Raw genomic sequence first — 15,270 nt, 5'->3', positions numbered from 1 at the left:
CGGACATTCGTAGCGACGAGGGGGTCACCAAGTGGGACGGATCACTCGGCGGGGACTGTTGGCGGGGACCCTCGCGGCCGGAACGGCGGGCGCGATGAACGGGCTGGTCACAGCGGGTGCGGCCAGTGCCGCGGAGGGTGCGCCCGGGGTCCTGGCGACCCCCGGCCCGGCCCGGCCCTGGAACCCGCCCCGGCCCCTGGAGTTCCGCGGGATGTGGCTGGCCACGGTGTCCAACCTCGACTGGCCCTCACAACCGGGTCTGCCCCCGGCCCAGCAGGAGGCCGAGCTCCTCGCCCACCTCGACCGGGCCGCGGACCGAAGACTCAATGTGGTGGCGCTCCAGGTCCGCCCCACCGCCGACGCCCTGTGGCCCTCGCCGTACGAGCCGTGGGCCCAGTACCTGAGCGGTGAACAGGGCCGGGACCCGGGCTGGGACCCGCTGGGCACGGCCGTCCGCGAGGCCCACCGGCGCCGCCTGGAGCTGCACGCCTGGTTCAACCCGTACCGGGTGGCCAACCACACCGACCCGTCCCGGCTGGTGCCGACCCACCCCGCGCGCGTGCACCCCGACTGGGTCGTGGCGTACGGCGGACGGCTCTATTACAACCCGGGGCTGCCCGAGGTCCGCCGGTTCGTGCAGGACGCGATGCTGGACGCGGTCGCGCGCTACGACCTGGACGCGGTGCACTGGGACGACTACTTCTATCCGTACCCGGTGGCCGGTCAGACCTTCGCGGACGACGACGCGTACGCCCGGTACGGCGCGGACTTCCCGGACCGCGCCGCCTGGCGCCGGGACAACATCGACAAGCTGGTGCGGGAGACGGCCGCCCGGATCAAGCAGATCCGCCACCGCGTGAAGTTCGGGATCAGCCCGTTCGCGGTCTGGCGCAACGCGGCGACCGACCCGCTCGGCTCGCCCACCACGGCAGGCGTGCAGACCTACGACGACCTGCACGCCGACACCAGGAAGTGGGTGCGCGAGCACTGGATCGACTACATCTGCCCGCAGGTGTACTGGAACATCGGCTTCCAGGCCGCCGACTACGCCAAGCTCGTGCCCTGGTGGGACGCGGTCGCGCGGGGCAGCGGCACCCAGCTGATCATCGGGGAGGCCCTCCACAAGGCCGGGAACCCGGCCCAGCCCGCGCCGTGGCAGGACCCGGCCGAGCTGTCCCGCCACCTCACGCTCGCACGGAAGTACCCCTCCGTGCGGGGGCACTGCTTCTTCTCGGCGAAGGACGTCGCACAGGACCGGATCGGCGCGATGGCGCGCGTGGTCGCGGACCACTATCCGGGACGGGTGCGGCCGTGACCGCGCCGCCTACTCCTCCGCCACATGCCTGACGACGGTGTCGGGACCCGGTGACATCAGGGTCTCGTGCCCGTCCTCGAAGCGCACCCGGTACGGCGGTGTCCCGTCGGGGCCCAGTACCTCGATGACTTCCGCGCTCCGGTCGTGCTGCCCGACGGTTCTGCCGTGAACCAGCAGCCGGTCGCCCACGCTCGCTCGCATGTGCCCATTTTAAGGCGGGCAGCCCGAGTTGAGCCCGTACGGATGAGCCATGCGTGGCGTGGCCCGGGCGGTTTCAGGCCGCCGCGCGCTGGGTCACGGCGATGCAGACCAGCACCCCCGCGGCCGCCAGCGGGGCGGCGGGGGAGAGGTGCTCGCCGAGCAGCAGGACCGCCCAGACCAGCGTGAGCAGCGGCTGCGCCAGCTGGAGCTGGCTGGCCCGGGGCACGCCGATGGCGGCCATGCCCCGGTACCAGACGTACAGCCCGAAGAACTGCGACCCGGCCGCCACCCACAGCACCCCGAGGACGCCGTGCGCGTTCAGATGGACCGGTTCGGCGGCGAGTGCGACCGCCGAGCCGAGGACGGCGAGCGGCAGGGTGAGGATCAGCGCCCAGCCGATCACCTGCCACCCCGGCATCACCCGGGCAAGGCGTCCGCCCTCGGTGTATCCGGCGGCGCAGATCAGCAGCGCCCCGAAGAGGTAGAGGTCGCCGGTGGAGAGGGCGCCGCCGCTCTGCTGGACGGTGAAGGCGACCACCACCCCGGCTCCGGCCAGCGCCGCCGCCCAGAAGGCGCGGGAGGGGCGGCGGCCGGTCCGCAGCGCCGAGAGCGCGGCCGTCGTCAGCGGCAGCAGGCCCACGACGACCGCCGCGTGCGAGGTCGTCGACGTCTGCAGGGCGAGCGTGGTGAGGAGCGGGAAGCCGACCACGGTCCCGGCCGCGACCACCGCGAGCCCGGCCCAGTGCCGCCGCTCGGGCAGCGATACCCGGCCCACCAGCAGGAACGCACCCGCGATCAGCCCGGCGAGCAGACTGCGGACGGCGACGAGCGACCACGGGCCGAAGCTCTCCAGGCCCCACGCCGTGGCCGGGAAGGTCAGCGAGAAGGCGAGGACGCCGAGCCCGGCGAGGAGCGCGCCCTGCCGCGAGGCGGCGGCGGCCGGGGCGGCGGCAGGCACGGCCGGGGACGTGGCTCGGGCGGGTGTGGTGCGGGCCGAGGGCCCGTCGACCGCTATCGATGTCCGGGCAGTAGCGCTATCCTGTGCTGTCATGCAAGAGCGTAGCAGTGAGGCCGAACTGGCGACCATCCTCAAAGGTGAGCTCGACCGCTACTCCGTAGGTGGAAAGCTGCCGTCGAGCAGGGCGCTCGTCGAGCGGTACCGGGTCTCGCCGGTCACCGTCTCCCGGGCGCTCGCCCGGCTCGCCGCCGAGGGCCTTGTCGTCACCCGGCCCGGCGCCGGGGTCTTCCGCGCCGAGCCCCGTACGCCCGCGTCCCGCCCCGGTGACACCTCCTGGCAGGAGGTGTCGCTCAGCGCCGACGGCGCCACCGACGCGGTGCCGCGCGCGGTCGACGCCTCCGGGGTCCTGACCACCCTCGCCGCGCCACCGCCCGGGGTGATCGAGTTCAACGGCGGCTATCTCGCCCCCGCCCTTCAGCCGGAGCGCGCGATGGCCGCCGCCCTCGCCCGGGCCGGCCGCCGGCCGGGCGCCTGGGGGCGGCCGCCCACCGACGGGCTGCCCGAGCTGCGCGACTGGTTCGCCCGCGAGATCGGCGGCACGGTCACCGCCGCCGAGGTGCTGGTCTGCGCCGGCGGCCAGTCCGCGCTCACCACGTCGCTGCGGGCGCTCGCGGCGCCGGGCGCGCCGGTCCTGGTGGAGTCGCCCACCTATCCCGGCATGCTCGCGGTGGCCCGCGCCTCGGGGCTGCGGCCGGTGCCGGTGCCGGTCGACACCGACGGGGTGCGCCCCGATCTGCTCGCGGCCGCCTTCCGGGCCACCGGCGCCCGCGTCCTGGTGAGCCAGCCGCTCTTCCAGAACCCGACGGGCGCGGTGCTCTCCCCGGCCCGGCGGGCCGAGGTGCGCGCGGTGGCCCGGGAGTTCGGGGCGTTCGTCATCGAGGACGACTTCGCACGCCTGCTCGTCCACGCGGACGCGGGCCCGCTGCCCGCGCCGCTCGCCGCCGACGACCCGGACGGCGTGGTCGTCCACGTCCGCTCGCTCACCAAGGTGGCCTCGCCCAGCCTGCGGGTCGGCGCGCTCGCCGCCCGCGGCCCGGTCCTGGAACGGCTGCGCGCGATCCAGGTCGTCGACAGCTTCTTCGTGCCGCGCCCGCTCCAGGAGGCGGCCCTGGAGCTGGTCGGCTCCCCGGCCTGGCCCCGCCATCTGCGTTCCGTGTCCCAGGAGCTGGGGGACCGCAGACAGGCCATGGCGGCCGCCCTGGCCGTCCACCTCCCCGAGCTGGACTTGCCGCACCTGCCGTCCGGCGGCTACCACCTCTGGCTGCGGCTGCCGGACGGCACGCCCGAGGACGCGGTCGCCGCCGCGGCCCTGCGCTCCGGTGTCGCCGTCGCCCCCGGCCGCCCCTACTTCAGCGCCGAGCCCCCCGCCGCCCACCTCCGGTTGTGCTTCGCGGGCGTGGCGGGCCGGGCCGAGATCGACGAGGGCGTACGGCGGCTGCGCATGGCGTACGACGAGGTGGGCGCCCAGAGGGCGGTCTGAGCGGGCCGCCGGGACTGCTCACGGTCGCAGCCTCTTGACCAACCGCCCGTTCGGTCGCACGATCTCGGCCATGACTGTCCGGCTGACGCTGGTCGCGGCGGCGCGCTGCTCGGCGCTGCTGGCCGAGCGCTTCGACGACGACCGCCCGCTCGACGGGGCGGGCTGGCACGAGGTCGCCCTCGCCGCCCACGCCCTGGTGCCGCTCGGCGCGGCCGAGCTGCGCTACTGCTCGCCGACCGCGCGCAGCCGGGCAACCGGCGACGCCCTCGGCTACGCGCCGATGGCCCAGCCCGCGCTGCGCGACTGCGACATGGGCCGCTGGCGCGGGTACACCCTGGCCGAGGTCGCGGCCCGCGAGCCCGATGCCGTCGACGCCTGGCTCGCGGACCCGCGCGCGGCCCCGCACGGCGGGGAGCCGCTGCTCGGCTTCATCGCCCGGATAGGGGGCTGGCTGGACACCCGGCCCGCCGACGACGGCGCGATGGTCGCGGTGGCCGAACCCGCGGTCGTACGGGCGGCGCTGGTGTACGCCCTGAAGGCGCCGCCGTCGGCGTACTGGAACGTCGACGTCCGGCCGCTGTCGACGGTGACCCTGACCGGCGGTGCCCACCGCTGGCACCTGAGCCTGATGAGCCTGGCGGGGTAGCGGGCGGGCGGTTCTCAGCCGAGCTCGCGGATCACCCGGGCCGGGTTGCCGACGGCCAGCACCCCGGCGGGCAGGTCTGCGGTGACCACCGCCCCGGCGCCGACCACCGTGTCGGCGCCGATGCTCACCCCGGGGCAGACGATCACCCCGCCGCCGAGCCACACGTTGTCCCCGATCGTCACCGGCTCGGCCTTCTCCCACCCCTGGCGCCGCCGCGCGGCGTCCAACTCATGCGTGGGTGTGAGGAGTTGGACGTTCGGCCCGATCTGGACGTCCTTGCCGACGGTGATCCGGCCGGTGTCCAGGAACACCGCGCCGAAGTTCACGAACGTACCGGCGCCGATGCTGATGTTGTAGCCGAAGTCGCAGTGGAACGGCGGCCGCACCCGTACGCTCTCGTCGACCTCGCCCAGCAACTCGGCCAGCAGCTTGTGCCGTTCGGCGGGCGGGGCCCCGGCCGCCGCGTTGTAGGCGGCGCACCGCGCGATCCGGTGCTCGGTGTCCGCGCCCAGCTCGGGGTCGTCGGGCAGATACCACTCACCGGCCAGCATGAGCCGCTTGTTCTCACCCACGGGAGCTCCTCCTCGTCCTGGTGACAAAGGATCTCACCGCCGCCGCGGGGCAGTTCGGCGACCCGCACCCCCTACCCGTAGTACTTCAGAGCTACGCGGAAGATGCCCTCCCTGGTCCGACGCGGACGACGGGCCTTGATCCATAACGTCGGTACCGCAAGCACGCAAGCCAATCACGCAAGCCAATCACGCAAGCCAATCACGCAAGCCAGTCGGGCACGTCACCGCGCAGGCCGTCCTCCGGGCCGTCGCGCGAGGCACCCGGTACGGAAGGACCTCCGCCCATGGCCCCCCGCCCCCGCGTCAGCAGCCGCGCGCTCCGCACCCTGCTCGCCGCGCTCGTCGTCGCCTCGGTGGCGGTGCCGCTCTCGGGCGCGGTGCGCCCCGCGGCCGTACCGGCGCCCGCCCCGGCCGCCCTCGCCCCGCTGACCGCCGCGACCTCCACGGCGCTCGACGCGCGTTACCGCGCCGCCCGCGACGGCATCAGGGCGGCCGAACGCATGGCCGCCGACCACGGCGACCGCAGACGGGCCGCCGCGCTGCGTGCCATGGCCGGGCCCGGGCGTCACTTTCTCTCCTTCGACGGCCGCGACGGCGGGCGCACCGCCGAGGTCGTCGGCGACCTCGCGCACGCCGACCGGATCGCCGTCCTGGTGCCTGGCTCGGACACCAGCCTCGACACATACGGGCGCCTGCGGGCCGGGGCCGGGGCCCTCCAGCGGCAGATGCGCACCCGGTCCGCCGTGGTCGCCTGGCTCGGCTACCCGACCCCGGCCACCGGCAGCGCCGGGTCGGTGACCACGGGCCGTGCCGACCGTGCGGCGCCTCAACTGGACGCATTCGTACGGGAGTTGGACGCGGCCAAGCCGGGCGCCCTTATTGCGGTCCTCTGCCACTCCTACGGCTCCGTCGTCTGCGCCCGGGCCGCCCCTGGGCTGCGCGCCGACGCCCTGGTCCTGTACGGCAGCCCCGGCACCGGCGCCCACGACGTCGGGCAGCTGCACACCCGCGCCGCCGTCTGGGCGGGCCGGGCGTCGGGCGACTGGATCGCCGACGTGCCCCATCTGCGGCTTCCGCTCCTGGTCGCCACCGTCGGGTTCGGCACCGACCCGGTGTCGAAGCCGTTCGGGGCGCGGGTCTTCGACGCGGGCACCGGCGGCCACAGCGACTACCTGAAGCCCGGCTCCGTCTCCCTGCGCAACATCGCCCTGATCGCCTCCGGCCGGACCCCGACCGAGGAGCGCCGCCATGCGTGAGCTCGCCCGGCGCATCGACGCCGCCACCCCGCCCGACCGCGACCGGGCCGTGGACGGCCTGCGGGCCTTGGCCATCCTCGGCGTGGTGCTCGGCCACTGGCTGGTCACCGCGCTGGTCGTGGACAGCGGCACCCTGCGCGCCGTCAGCCCCCTCCAGCACCTGCCCGAACTGGCGCCGGTCTCCTGGATGTTCCAGACCCTGGCCGTGTTCTTCTTCGTCGGTGGGCAGGTGGCGGCGGGCGGCCACGCCTCGGCACGCGCCCGGGGCGCCACCCACGGGCAGTGGCTTCGCGCCCGTCTGGCCCGCCTCTTCCGGCCGGTCGCGGCCGTCCTCGTGGTGTGGACGGTGGCCGTGGTCGCGCTGTTCGCCGCCGGGGCCGGCTACGACACCGTGCACGCACTGCTCAAGCTGGTCCTGTCGCCGCTCTGGTTCCTGCTGGTCTTCACCGCGCTGACGGCGGCGACCCCGCTGCTCGCCCGGATGCACCCGCTGTGGCCGCTGGCCGTCGTGCTCTACGTCGACCTGTTCCGCTTCGGGCTCGACGGCCCCGCCGCCCTCGGCTGGATCAATGTGGCGGCGGGCTGGATGGTCCCGTACTGCCTGGGCGCGCTGCGGGCGCGCGGCGGTCTGCGCTCCCGCACCACGGGCTGGGTGCTCCTCGCCGGGGGCGCCGCCGCCACCGCCGCTCTGGTGCTGTGGGCGGGCTACCCGGCGTCCATGGTCGGCGTGCCGGGCGCCGCCGTCTCCAATCTGAACCCGCCCACCCTCGCGGCCGTCGCCTTCGGCCTCGCCCAGTGCGGCGCGGCGCTGCTGCTGCTCGGCCCGCTGCGGCGGGTCCTCGCCCGCCCGGCGGCCTGGGCGGCGGCGGCCCTGCTCAACCTGTACGCGATGACCGTCTTCCTCTGGCACCAGACCGCGATGATCGCGGTCACCGCGACCGGACTGCTCGCGGGCCGCCCGCTGCCCGGTCTGCACACCGTGCCCGACGGCGCCGGCTGGGTGGTCGCCCGGCTCGCCTGGCTGCCGGTGTTCGCCGGGGCGCTGCTGGTGTGCTGGGCGGCGTTCCGCATGTACGAGCAGGGCGCCAGGCGCCCGCGCGGCGGCGGTCGGGTCGTGCGCGTGCACCGGGCGGAGAGCGAGACGGCGGTGCCGCATGCCTAGGGTGAGCGACGTGATCAAGGGGGGCGTAGCAGTGGCACGGGTGGACACGAAACGGCTGGTGACGGCCGTACGGGCGGGGGCGCGCGGGATGCGCGGGGAGCTGTGGACGGTGGCACGCGACCCGCTGCCGCGCCAGGGTGTGCTGGGCTGGCTGCCGCACGTCCATGTGGTGCTGTTCGCGCTCGGCGTCGGGATCGCCAACGGGGTGGAGTACACCTACGCGGCGGGGCCGGCCAAGGCCGCCGTCGCGGTGTGCGCCGTGGCCCAGGCCGGAGCCGTGATCATGGCGCTCTCCCGCCCGGTGGCCGCCTGGTGGCTCTCCACGGCCGCGCTCTTCGTATCGGCGGAGTCCGTGGGTGCCACCGTCCCCGAGGGCCGGGTGTGGCCGTGGAGCATCGCCGGGATCGCGCTGCACACGGTGGTGCTGCTCCTGCTGTCGCTGCGGGTCCGGCCCCGGGCCGCCGCCGCGGCGCTGGCGATCACCGTCGGGTCGGGGCTGCTCGACCTGGCCCTCTCGGGCCGGAGCCACAACCAGGACGTCACCCGGGCCGCCATCGCCTTCGGGATCGCCGTGGTGGTCGGAGCGTCGCTGCGCATCAGCCGGGTGGCCCGCTCCCGGCTGGTCGAGCAGGAGGTGCTCACCGCCGACGAACGGGCCCGGCGCACCCTCCTGGAGGAGCGCGGCCGCATCGCCCGCGAGCTGCACGACGTGGTCGCCCACCACATGTCGGTGATCTCCATCCAGGCCCAGGTCGCCCCGCACCTGGTGGCCGATCCGCCCGCGGAGCTCACGGAGAACCTGGCGGGCATCCGCGAGAACGCCGTCCAGGCGCTCACCGAACTGCGCCGCGTCCTGGGCGTGCTGCGCTCGGCGGACCCGGAGGCGGAGGGCGTACGGCACGCTCCGCAGCCCACCCTCGACCGGCTCGGCGAACTGGTCGCCAATGTGCGGGCCGCCGGTCTGGAGGTGGCCACCGAGACCACGGGCACCGCGCGCCCGCTCTCTCCGGGCGTCGGGCTCTCGGCGTTCCGTATCGTCCAGGAGGCGCTGAGCAACGCGATGCGGCACGCGCCCGGGGCGAGCGTGCGGGTGGCGATCGGCTACCACCCGTCCTCGGTCACCGTCCGCGTCACCAACTCCCGGCCCACCGGGACCGCCCCGCCCTCGCCGGGCACCGGCCACGGCCTGCTGGGGATGCGGGAGCGGGCTGCGATGCTGGGGGGCGAACTGGCCACCGGGGCAACCCCGGAGGGCGGCTACGAGATCACGGCCCTCCTGCCCACGGCCCGCACCACCACCTCCACGAACCCCACCGAGGAAACCCCATGACGACGCCCGCCATCCGCGTCCTGATCGCCGACGACCAGATGATGGTCCGGCAGGGTCTGACGGTGCTGCTCAACGCCGAACCCAGCATCGAGGTGGTCGGCCAGGCGGTCGACGGCCTCGACGCCGTGGCCAAGGTCGCCGAACTGGCCCCCGACGTCGTCCTGATGGACGTCCGCATGCCCGAGCTCGGCGGCATCGAGGCCACCCGCCGCGTCACCGCCCCCGCCGACGCCACGGTCAAGGTCCTCATCCTGACCACCTTCGACCTGGACGAGTACGTGTACGAGGCCCTGCGCGCGGGCGCCTCCGGCTTCCTCCTGAAGGACGCCTCCGCCGCCGAACTGGCCCACGCGGTAAGGGTGGTGGCGGCCGGCGACGCCCTGCTCTCGCCGGGTGTGACCAAGCGCCTGATAGCCGAGTTCTCCCGCACCGTCGGCGCCCCCCGCGCCCCGCTGAAGGACCGCGTGGCCACCCTGACCGAACGCGAGACGGAGGTCCTGTCCCTGATCGCCCAGGGCCTCTCCAACGCGGAGATCGCCGCAGCGTTGACGGTGGCCGAGCAGACGGTGAAAACCCACGTCAGCCGCATCCTGGTCAAACTCGCCCTCCGCGACCGCACCCAGGCCGCGGTCTTCGCGTACGAGACGGGGCTGGTGCGGCCCACGGGGTACTGAGGGGCGGGTGCCGGGGGAGCGGACAGGGCTCACATGCCGGGGTGTCGTCAGGCTCCGCCTGGGGCCGGGGCGAGGACGCAGAACTCGTGGCCCTCCGGGTCGGCCAGGCACGTCCTCGGGACGTCGCCCTGGCCCACGTCGACGGGCGTCGCACCGAGAGCCTTCAGGCGCGCGACCAACTCCGCCTGATGGGCCGCGGAGGTGGCGGCGAGATCGAGGTGCACCCGGTTCTTTGCTGTCGTCTTGGGTTCCGGGACGGTGACGACGTCGACGTCGACGCAGACGGCGACCGGGTCCGGTCAGACGAAGCCGCCACCGGGTTCCACGTTGGTCACGCCAGGTCCCTCGCTGGAAACACCCCAGCCGAGCGCCTCCGCCCAGAACCGGCCGACCGCCGAGTCGTCAAGAGCCTGCATGTTCACCTGAACGGGGCGCAGTGCCATGCCGTTGATCTTATGCACCCGTCTGCCACGACCATTCACGGGAGAGCGGCGGCGGCTCGAAAGGACCTTTGCATAAAACTGCATAGATGCGTATAGTCATGCCATCGACGAGGAGGCTTCGATGGCGGTACGAGCGGCAGTGGCCGGGGCGAGTGGGTATGCGGGCGGGGAACTGCTGCGGCTGCTCATCGCGCACCCCGGTGTCGAGATCGGCGCCCTGACCGGGAACAGCAACGCCGGGCAGCGGCTCGGCGCGCTGCAGCCGCACCTGCTGCCGCTGGCCGGACGTGTGCTTGAGCCGACCACCGTCGAGGTGCTCGCCCGCGACCACGACGTCGTGTTCCTGGCGCTGCCGCACGGGCAGTCCGCCGCCGTCGCCGAGCAGCTCGGCGACGAGGTGCTGGTCGTGGACATGGGAGCCGACTTCAGGCTGAAGGACGCCGCCGACTGGGAGAAGTTCTACGGCTCGCCGCACGCCGGGACCTGGCCCTACGGGCTGCCCGAACTGCCGGGCGGCCGCGCCGCGCTGGAGGGGTCCAGGCGCATCGCGGTCCCCGGTTGCTACCCCACCGCCGTCTCGCTGGCGCTCTTCCCCGCGTACGAGAGCGGCATCGCCGAGCCGGAGGCCGTGATCGTCGCGGCCTCCGGCACCTCCGGCGCGGGCAAGGCCCCCAAGCCGCACCTGCTCGGCAGCGAGGTGATGGGGTCGATGTCGCCGTACGGCGTCGGCGGCGGCCACCGCCACACCCCCGAGATGATCCAGAACCTGAGCGCGGCCGCCGGGGAGCTCGTCACCGTCTCCTTCACGCCGACCCTCGCCCCCATGGCCCGCGGCATCCTCGCCACCTGCTCCGCCAAGGCGAAGCCGGGGGTGGGCGCCGAGGCCGTACGGGCGGCGTACCGGAAGGCGTTCGCCGACGAGCCGTTCGTCCACCTGCTCCCCGAGGGGCAGTGGCCCGCCACCGCGTCCGTGTACGGCTCCAACGCCGTGCAGATCCAGGTCGCGTACGACGAGAGCGCCCACCGGATCGTGGTGGTCGCCGCCCTCGACAACCTGACCAAGGGCACCGCGGGCGCCGCGGTGCAGAGCATGAACATCGCCCTGGGGCTCGACGAGACCACGGGCCTGACCACGATCGGAGTCGCTCCGTGAGCTGGGGGCACCTCCCAGCGGTAGCTGGGGGAGCACGCGCGGCCACCGGTCCGCAGTCGACGAGGAAAGCCGCAGCGGCGCGCCGCGCGGGCGGAGAAGCGAACGAGGAGACACAGTGAGCGTGACGGCAGCCAAGGGATTCACGGCGGCGGGCATCGCCGCCGGGATCAAGGAGAACGGCAACCCGGACCTGGCCCTCGTGGTCAACACCGGGCCCCGCCGAGCCGCCGCCGGCGTCTTCACCTCCAATCGCGTCAAGGCAGCTCCCGTCCTGTGGTCGGAGCAGGTCCTGAAGGGCGGGGCGGTCACCGCCGTCGTCCTCAACTCCGGTGGCGCCAACGCCTGTACGGGACCGAAGGGCTTCCAGGACACCCACGCCACCGCCGAGAAGGTGGCCGAGGTGCTGGAGGGCCACAGCGCGGGCGAGGTCGCCGTCGCGTCGACGGGGCTCATCGGCGTACTGCTCCCGATGGACAAGCTGCTGCCGGGCATCGAGAAGGCCGCTGCTGAGCTCTCCGCGCACGGCGGCGAGAAGGCCGCCATCGCCATCAAGACCACCGACACCGTCCACAAGACGTCCGTCGTGACCAAGGACGGCTGGACCGTCGGCGGTATGGCCAAGGGTGCCGGCATGCTCGCCCCCGGCCTCGCCACCATGCTCGTCGTCCTCACCACCGACGCCGACCTGGACACCCCGGTCCTGGACCGCGCCCTGCGCGACGCCACCCGCACCACCTTCGACCGGGTCGACTCCGACGGCTGCATGTCCACCAACGACACCGTGCTGCTGCTCGCCTCCGGCGCCTCCGAAGCCGCCCCGGAGTACGCGGAGTTCGCCGAGGCCGTACGGACCGTCTGCGACGACCTCGCCCGGCAGCTCATCGGGGACGCCGAGGGCGCCAGCAAGGACATCCGCATCGAGGTGGTGAACGCGGCGAGCGAGGACGACGCCGTCGAGGTCGGGCGTTCCATCGCCCGCAACAACCTCCTCAAGTGCGCCATCCACGGCGAGGACCCCAATTGGGGCCGGGTGCTCTCCGCCATCGGCACCACCAAGGCGGCCTTCGACCCCGGCCTGCTGAACGTCGCCATCAACGGCGTGTGGGTCTGCAAGAACGGTTCTGTCGGAGAGGACCGCGACCTCGTCGACATGCGCTACCGGGAGGTCCGGATCACCGCCGACCTCGCCGCCGGATCCGCCGAGCCCGTCGTCATCTGGGCCAACGACCTCACCGCCGACTACGTCCACGAGAACAGCGCGTACAGCTCATGAGCACCCGCAAGCACACCGCGCTCCCGAAGGCGCAGATCCTCATCGAGGCGCTGCCGTGGCTGACCCGCCACCACGGCAGGACCGTCGTCATCAAGTTCGGCGGCAACGCCATGGTCGACGAGGCGCTCAAGGCCGCCTTCGCCCAGGACGTCGTCTTCCTGCGGCACGCCGGCCTCAAGCCCGTCGTGGTGCACGGCGGCGGCCCCCAGATCAGCGCCCAGCTCGACAAACACGGCCTGGTCAGCGAGTTCAAGGCGGGCCTTCGCGTCACCACGCCCGAGGCCATGGACGTCGTACGGATGGTGCTCGCCGGGCAGGTCCAGCGCGAGCTCGTCGGGCTGCTCAACCAGCACGGCCCGCTCGCCGTCGGAATGACCGGCGAGGACGCCCACACCATCACCGCCACCCAGCACCGCCCCGAGATCGACGGCGAGCTCGTCGACATCGGCCGGGTCGGTGAGATCACCGCGATCGACACCGGCGCCATCGAGGCGCTGCTCGACAACGGCCGGATCCCGGTCATCTCCTCGATCGCCCGCTCCCAGGACGACGGACATGTCTACAACGTCAATGCTGATACGGCGGCTGCGGCTCTTGCGGCTGCGCTGGGCGCCGAGACCCTGATGGTCCTCACCGACGTCGAGGGCCTGTACGAGGACTGGCCGCACAGCGACGAGGTCATCAGCAGGCTCACCGCGAGCCAGCTGGAGAAGCTGCTGCCCGACCTCTCCAGCGGCATGGTCCCCAAGATGGAGGGCTGTCTGTTCGCCGTGCGCAACGGCGTCACCACCGCACGCGTGATCGACGGCCGCGTCCCGCACTCCATCCTTCTTGAGATCTTCACGGACGAGGGCATCGGCACGATGGTCGTGCCCGACAACCAGCAGGGGGAAGCGCAGTGACCGGTCAGGAGCTGGCCCAGCGCTGGCAGCGGGTCATGACGGACAACTACGGCACCCCGGGCCTGGCGCTCGTGCGCGGCGCGGGCGCCAGGGTGTGGGACGCGGACGGCACCGAGTACACCGACTTCGTCGGCGGCATCGCGGTCAACGCCCTCGGCCACGGCCATCCGGCCGTCGTCGAGGCGGTGTCCCGCCAGATCGCCTCGCTCGGCCATGTCTCCAACCTGTACATCGCCGAGCCCCCGCTGGCGCTCGCCGAGCGGCTGATCGAGCTCTTCGGGCGGCCGGGCCGGGTCTTCTTCTGCAACTCGGGCGCCGAGGCCAACGAAGGCGCCTTCAAGATCGGGCGGCTGACCGGGCGCGGGCACATGGTCGCGACCGACGGCGGCTTCCACGGCCGGACGATGGGCGCGCTCTCCCTGACGGGCCAGCCGAAGAAGCAGGAGCCCTTCCGCCCGCTGCCCGGCGACGTCACGCACGTGCCGTACGGGGACATCGAGGCGCTGCGGGCCGCGGTCACCGAGGAGACCGCGCTGGTCGTCATCGAGCCCATCCAGGGCGAGAACGGCGTGGTCGTACCGCCCAAGGGCTATCTGCGGGCGGCCCGCGAGATCACCGCGGCCACCGGCACGCTGCTCGTCCTGGACGAGGTGCAGACCGGCATCGGCCGCACCGGCACCTGGTTCGAGTACCAGCAGCACGAGGGCGTCCTGCCCGACCTCGTCACCCTGGCCAAGGGCCTCGGCGGCGGTCTGCCCATCGGCGCCACCGTCGCCTTCGGCCCGGCCGCCGACCTCCTGAAGCCCGGTCAGCACGGTACGACCTTCGGCGGGAACCCGGTGGCGTGCGCGGCCGGAATCGCCGTTCTGGACACCCTCGCCGCCGACGGCGCCCTCGACCGCGTGAAGCGGCTGGGGGAGCGGCTGCGGGGCGGAATCGAGGCGCTGGGGCACCCGCTGGTCTCCCATGTCCGTGGCGCGGGCCTGCTGCTGGGTATCGTGCTCACCGAGGCCGTCGCAGCTCAGGTGCAGCGGGCGGCCCAGGACGCCGGCTTCCTGGTCAACGCGCCCGCCCCCGATGTCGTACGGCTCATGCCGCCGCTGATCATCGGTGACGCGGAGGTGGACGCGTTCCTCCAGTCGCTGCCCGGTGTCCTCGACGCAGTGACCAACGGGGACGGAAGATCCGGAGAATGAGACGACGATGACCGACGAGGCGCAGGACTCCGAGCCGGGCGGCCCCGCCGTACCGCAGACCCGCACCGCCCGCCACCGCCGGATCGTGGACATCCTCAACCGGCAGCCGGTGCGGTCCCAGAGCCAGCTCGCCAAGCTGCTCGCGGACGACGGGCTGAGCGTCACCCAGGCGACGCTCTCCCGCGACCTCGACGAGCTGGGCGCGGTGAAGATCCGCAACACCGGCGGCGAGCTGATCTACGCGGTGCCCAGCGAGGGTGGCTTCCGCACGCCCAAGGCCCCCCTGGGCGAGTCGGCCAAGGAGGAGCGGATGCGCAGGCTCTCCGCGGAGCTGCTGATCTCCGCGGAGGCCTCCGCCAACCTGGTGGTGCTGCGTACGCCGCCGGGCGCCGCCCAGTTCCTCGCCTCGGCCATCGACCAGGCCGAACTGCACGACATCCTCGGCACGATCGCGGGTGACGACACCCTGATGCTGATCAGCCGCGACCCGGCCGGCGGCCAGGCCCTGGCCGACCACCTGCTGCGCCTGGCGCAGAACGACCGCTAGGGCGTGTTTCGAAAGTAGCGTCGTCCGCCCGAAGGGCGGGCCCGGCGGCGTCTGGTGCGTGCGATCGCAAGGCGGAGGGTCGCCCCGACACTGGTTGTATCG

At 73.6% G+C, this 15,270-nt stretch carries 15 protein-coding genes and 1 pseudogene; 12 read left to right on the top strand and 4 right to left on the bottom strand.

What is annotated here, in order from left to right; translation table 11 throughout:
* Positions 1-31 precede the first annotated feature (31 nt).
* Positions 32-1,315 carry a glycoside hydrolase family 10-like protein gene (locus ACZ499_RS27400; protein WP_468678826.1) on the top strand — a complete coding sequence of 428 codons (1,284 nt, stop codon included), beginning with the start codon at positions 32-34 and terminating at the stop codon, positions 1,313-1,315.
* Positions 1,316-1,324: 9 nt separating this feature from the next.
* On the opposite strand, the gene ACZ499_RS27395 is transcribed toward ACZ499_RS27400, so the two are convergent.
* Together ACZ499_RS27395 and ACZ499_RS27390 are read right to left on the bottom strand one after the other, a co-directional pair.
* On the bottom strand, positions 1,325-1,516 hold the full coding sequence (locus tag ACZ499_RS27395; RefSeq protein ID WP_468678825.1) for a DUF1918 domain-containing protein: 192 nt from the start codon (positions 1,514-1,516) through the stop codon (positions 1,325-1,327).
* 73 nt (positions 1,517-1,589) lie between these two features.
* On the bottom strand, positions 1,590-2,567 hold the full coding sequence (locus tag ACZ499_RS27390; RefSeq protein WP_468678823.1) for a DMT family transporter: 978 nt from the start codon (positions 2,565-2,567) through the stop codon (positions 1,590-1,592).
* On the opposite strand from ACZ499_RS27390, the gene ACZ499_RS27385 reads away from it, so the two are divergent.
* Together ACZ499_RS27385 and ACZ499_RS27380 are read left to right on the top strand one after the other, a co-directional pair.
* The gene (locus ACZ499_RS27385; protein WP_468678822.1) at positions 2,566-4,014 is read left to right on the top strand and encodes an aminotransferase-like domain-containing protein; all 1,449 of its coding nucleotides are present in this window, start codon (positions 2,566-2,568) and stop codon (positions 4,012-4,014) included. The genes ACZ499_RS27390 and ACZ499_RS27385 overlap by 2 nt on opposite strands.
* Before the next feature lie 70 nt (positions 4,015-4,084).
* On the top strand, positions 4,085-4,660 hold the full coding sequence (locus ACZ499_RS27380) for a histidine phosphatase family protein (protein WP_385539833.1): 576 nt from the start codon (positions 4,085-4,087) through the stop codon (positions 4,658-4,660).
* 14 nt (positions 4,661-4,674) lie between these two features.
* On the opposite strand, the gene ACZ499_RS27375 is transcribed toward ACZ499_RS27380, so the two are convergent.
* Positions 4,675-5,232 carry a sugar O-acetyltransferase gene (locus tag ACZ499_RS27375; protein ID WP_468678820.1) on the bottom strand — a complete coding sequence of 186 codons (558 nt, stop codon included), beginning with the start codon at positions 5,230-5,232 and terminating at the stop codon, positions 4,675-4,677.
* Between the two features lie 284 nt (positions 5,233-5,516).
* On the opposite strand from ACZ499_RS27375, the gene ACZ499_RS27370 reads away from it, so the two are divergent.
* The 4 genes from ACZ499_RS27370 to ACZ499_RS27355 are packed head-to-tail and all read left to right on the top strand — an operon-like array spanning position 5,517 to position 9,654.
* Complete coding sequence (locus ACZ499_RS27370; RefSeq protein ID WP_468678818.1) at positions 5,517-6,488, top strand: alpha/beta hydrolase; 972 nt, start codon at positions 5,517-5,519, stop codon at positions 6,486-6,488.
* On the top strand, positions 6,481-7,650 hold the full coding sequence (locus ACZ499_RS27365; protein ID WP_468678815.1) for an acyltransferase family protein: 1,170 nt from the start codon (positions 6,481-6,483) through the stop codon (positions 7,648-7,650). The genes ACZ499_RS27370 and ACZ499_RS27365 overlap by 8 nt, the downstream gene beginning before the upstream one ends.
* A gap of 31 nt (positions 7,651-7,681) precedes the next feature.
* On the top strand, positions 7,682-8,980 hold the full coding sequence (locus ACZ499_RS27360; RefSeq protein WP_468678813.1) for a sensor histidine kinase: 1,299 nt from the start codon (positions 7,682-7,684) through the stop codon (positions 8,978-8,980).
* Entirely contained in the window at positions 8,977-9,654 is a 678-nt protein-coding gene (locus ACZ499_RS27355; RefSeq protein ID WP_468678812.1) for a response regulator, read from the top strand. Before ACZ499_RS27360 ends, ACZ499_RS27355 begins: the two co-directional genes overlap by 4 nt.
* A gap of 65 nt (positions 9,655-9,719) precedes the next feature.
* On the opposite strand, the pseudogene ACZ499_RS27350 reads toward ACZ499_RS27355, so the two are convergent.
* Positions 9,720-10,097, bottom strand: a pseudogene (locus ACZ499_RS27350) (VOC family protein); the annotation flags it as partial.
* A gap of 121 nt (positions 10,098-10,218) precedes the next feature.
* On the opposite strand from ACZ499_RS27350, the gene argC reads away from it, so the two are divergent.
* From argC to ACZ499_RS27325, 5 genes are all read left to right on the top strand, one after another.
* Positions 10,219-11,250 carry an N-acetyl-gamma-glutamyl-phosphate reductase gene (gene argC, locus ACZ499_RS27345; RefSeq protein ID WP_468678810.1) on the top strand — a complete coding sequence of 344 codons (1,032 nt, stop codon included), beginning with the start codon at positions 10,219-10,221 and terminating at the stop codon, positions 11,248-11,250.
* Between the two features lie 115 nt (positions 11,251-11,365).
* The gene (argJ, locus tag ACZ499_RS27340; RefSeq protein ID WP_468678809.1) at positions 11,366-12,523 is read left to right on the top strand and encodes a bifunctional glutamate N-acetyltransferase/amino-acid acetyltransferase ArgJ; all 1,158 of its coding nucleotides are present in this window, start codon (positions 11,366-11,368) and stop codon (positions 12,521-12,523) included.
* Positions 12,520-13,425, top strand: a complete 906-nt coding sequence (argB, locus tag ACZ499_RS27335; RefSeq protein WP_468678807.1) for an acetylglutamate kinase — start codon at positions 12,520-12,522, stop codon at positions 13,423-13,425. Before argJ ends, argB begins: the two co-directional genes overlap by 4 nt.
* Positions 13,422-14,621 (top strand): acetylornithine transaminase, encoded by a 1,200-nt coding sequence (locus ACZ499_RS27330; protein ID WP_468678805.1) that lies wholly within the window; start codon positions 13,422-13,424, stop codon positions 14,619-14,621. The genes argB and ACZ499_RS27330 overlap by 4 nt, the downstream gene beginning before the upstream one ends.
* A 7-nt stretch (positions 14,622-14,628) precedes the next feature.
* Positions 14,629-15,168 carry an arginine repressor gene (locus tag ACZ499_RS27325; RefSeq protein ID WP_067155970.1) on the top strand — a complete coding sequence of 180 codons (540 nt, stop codon included), beginning with the start codon at positions 14,629-14,631 and terminating at the stop codon, positions 15,166-15,168.
* Positions 15,169-15,270: the final 102 nt, after the last annotated feature.

Source organism: Streptomyces sp. NPDC031265, assembly GCF_055570295.1.
Note: the sequence above shows the minus strand (reverse complement) of the source record. Positions and strands in the feature narration are given on the sequence as shown.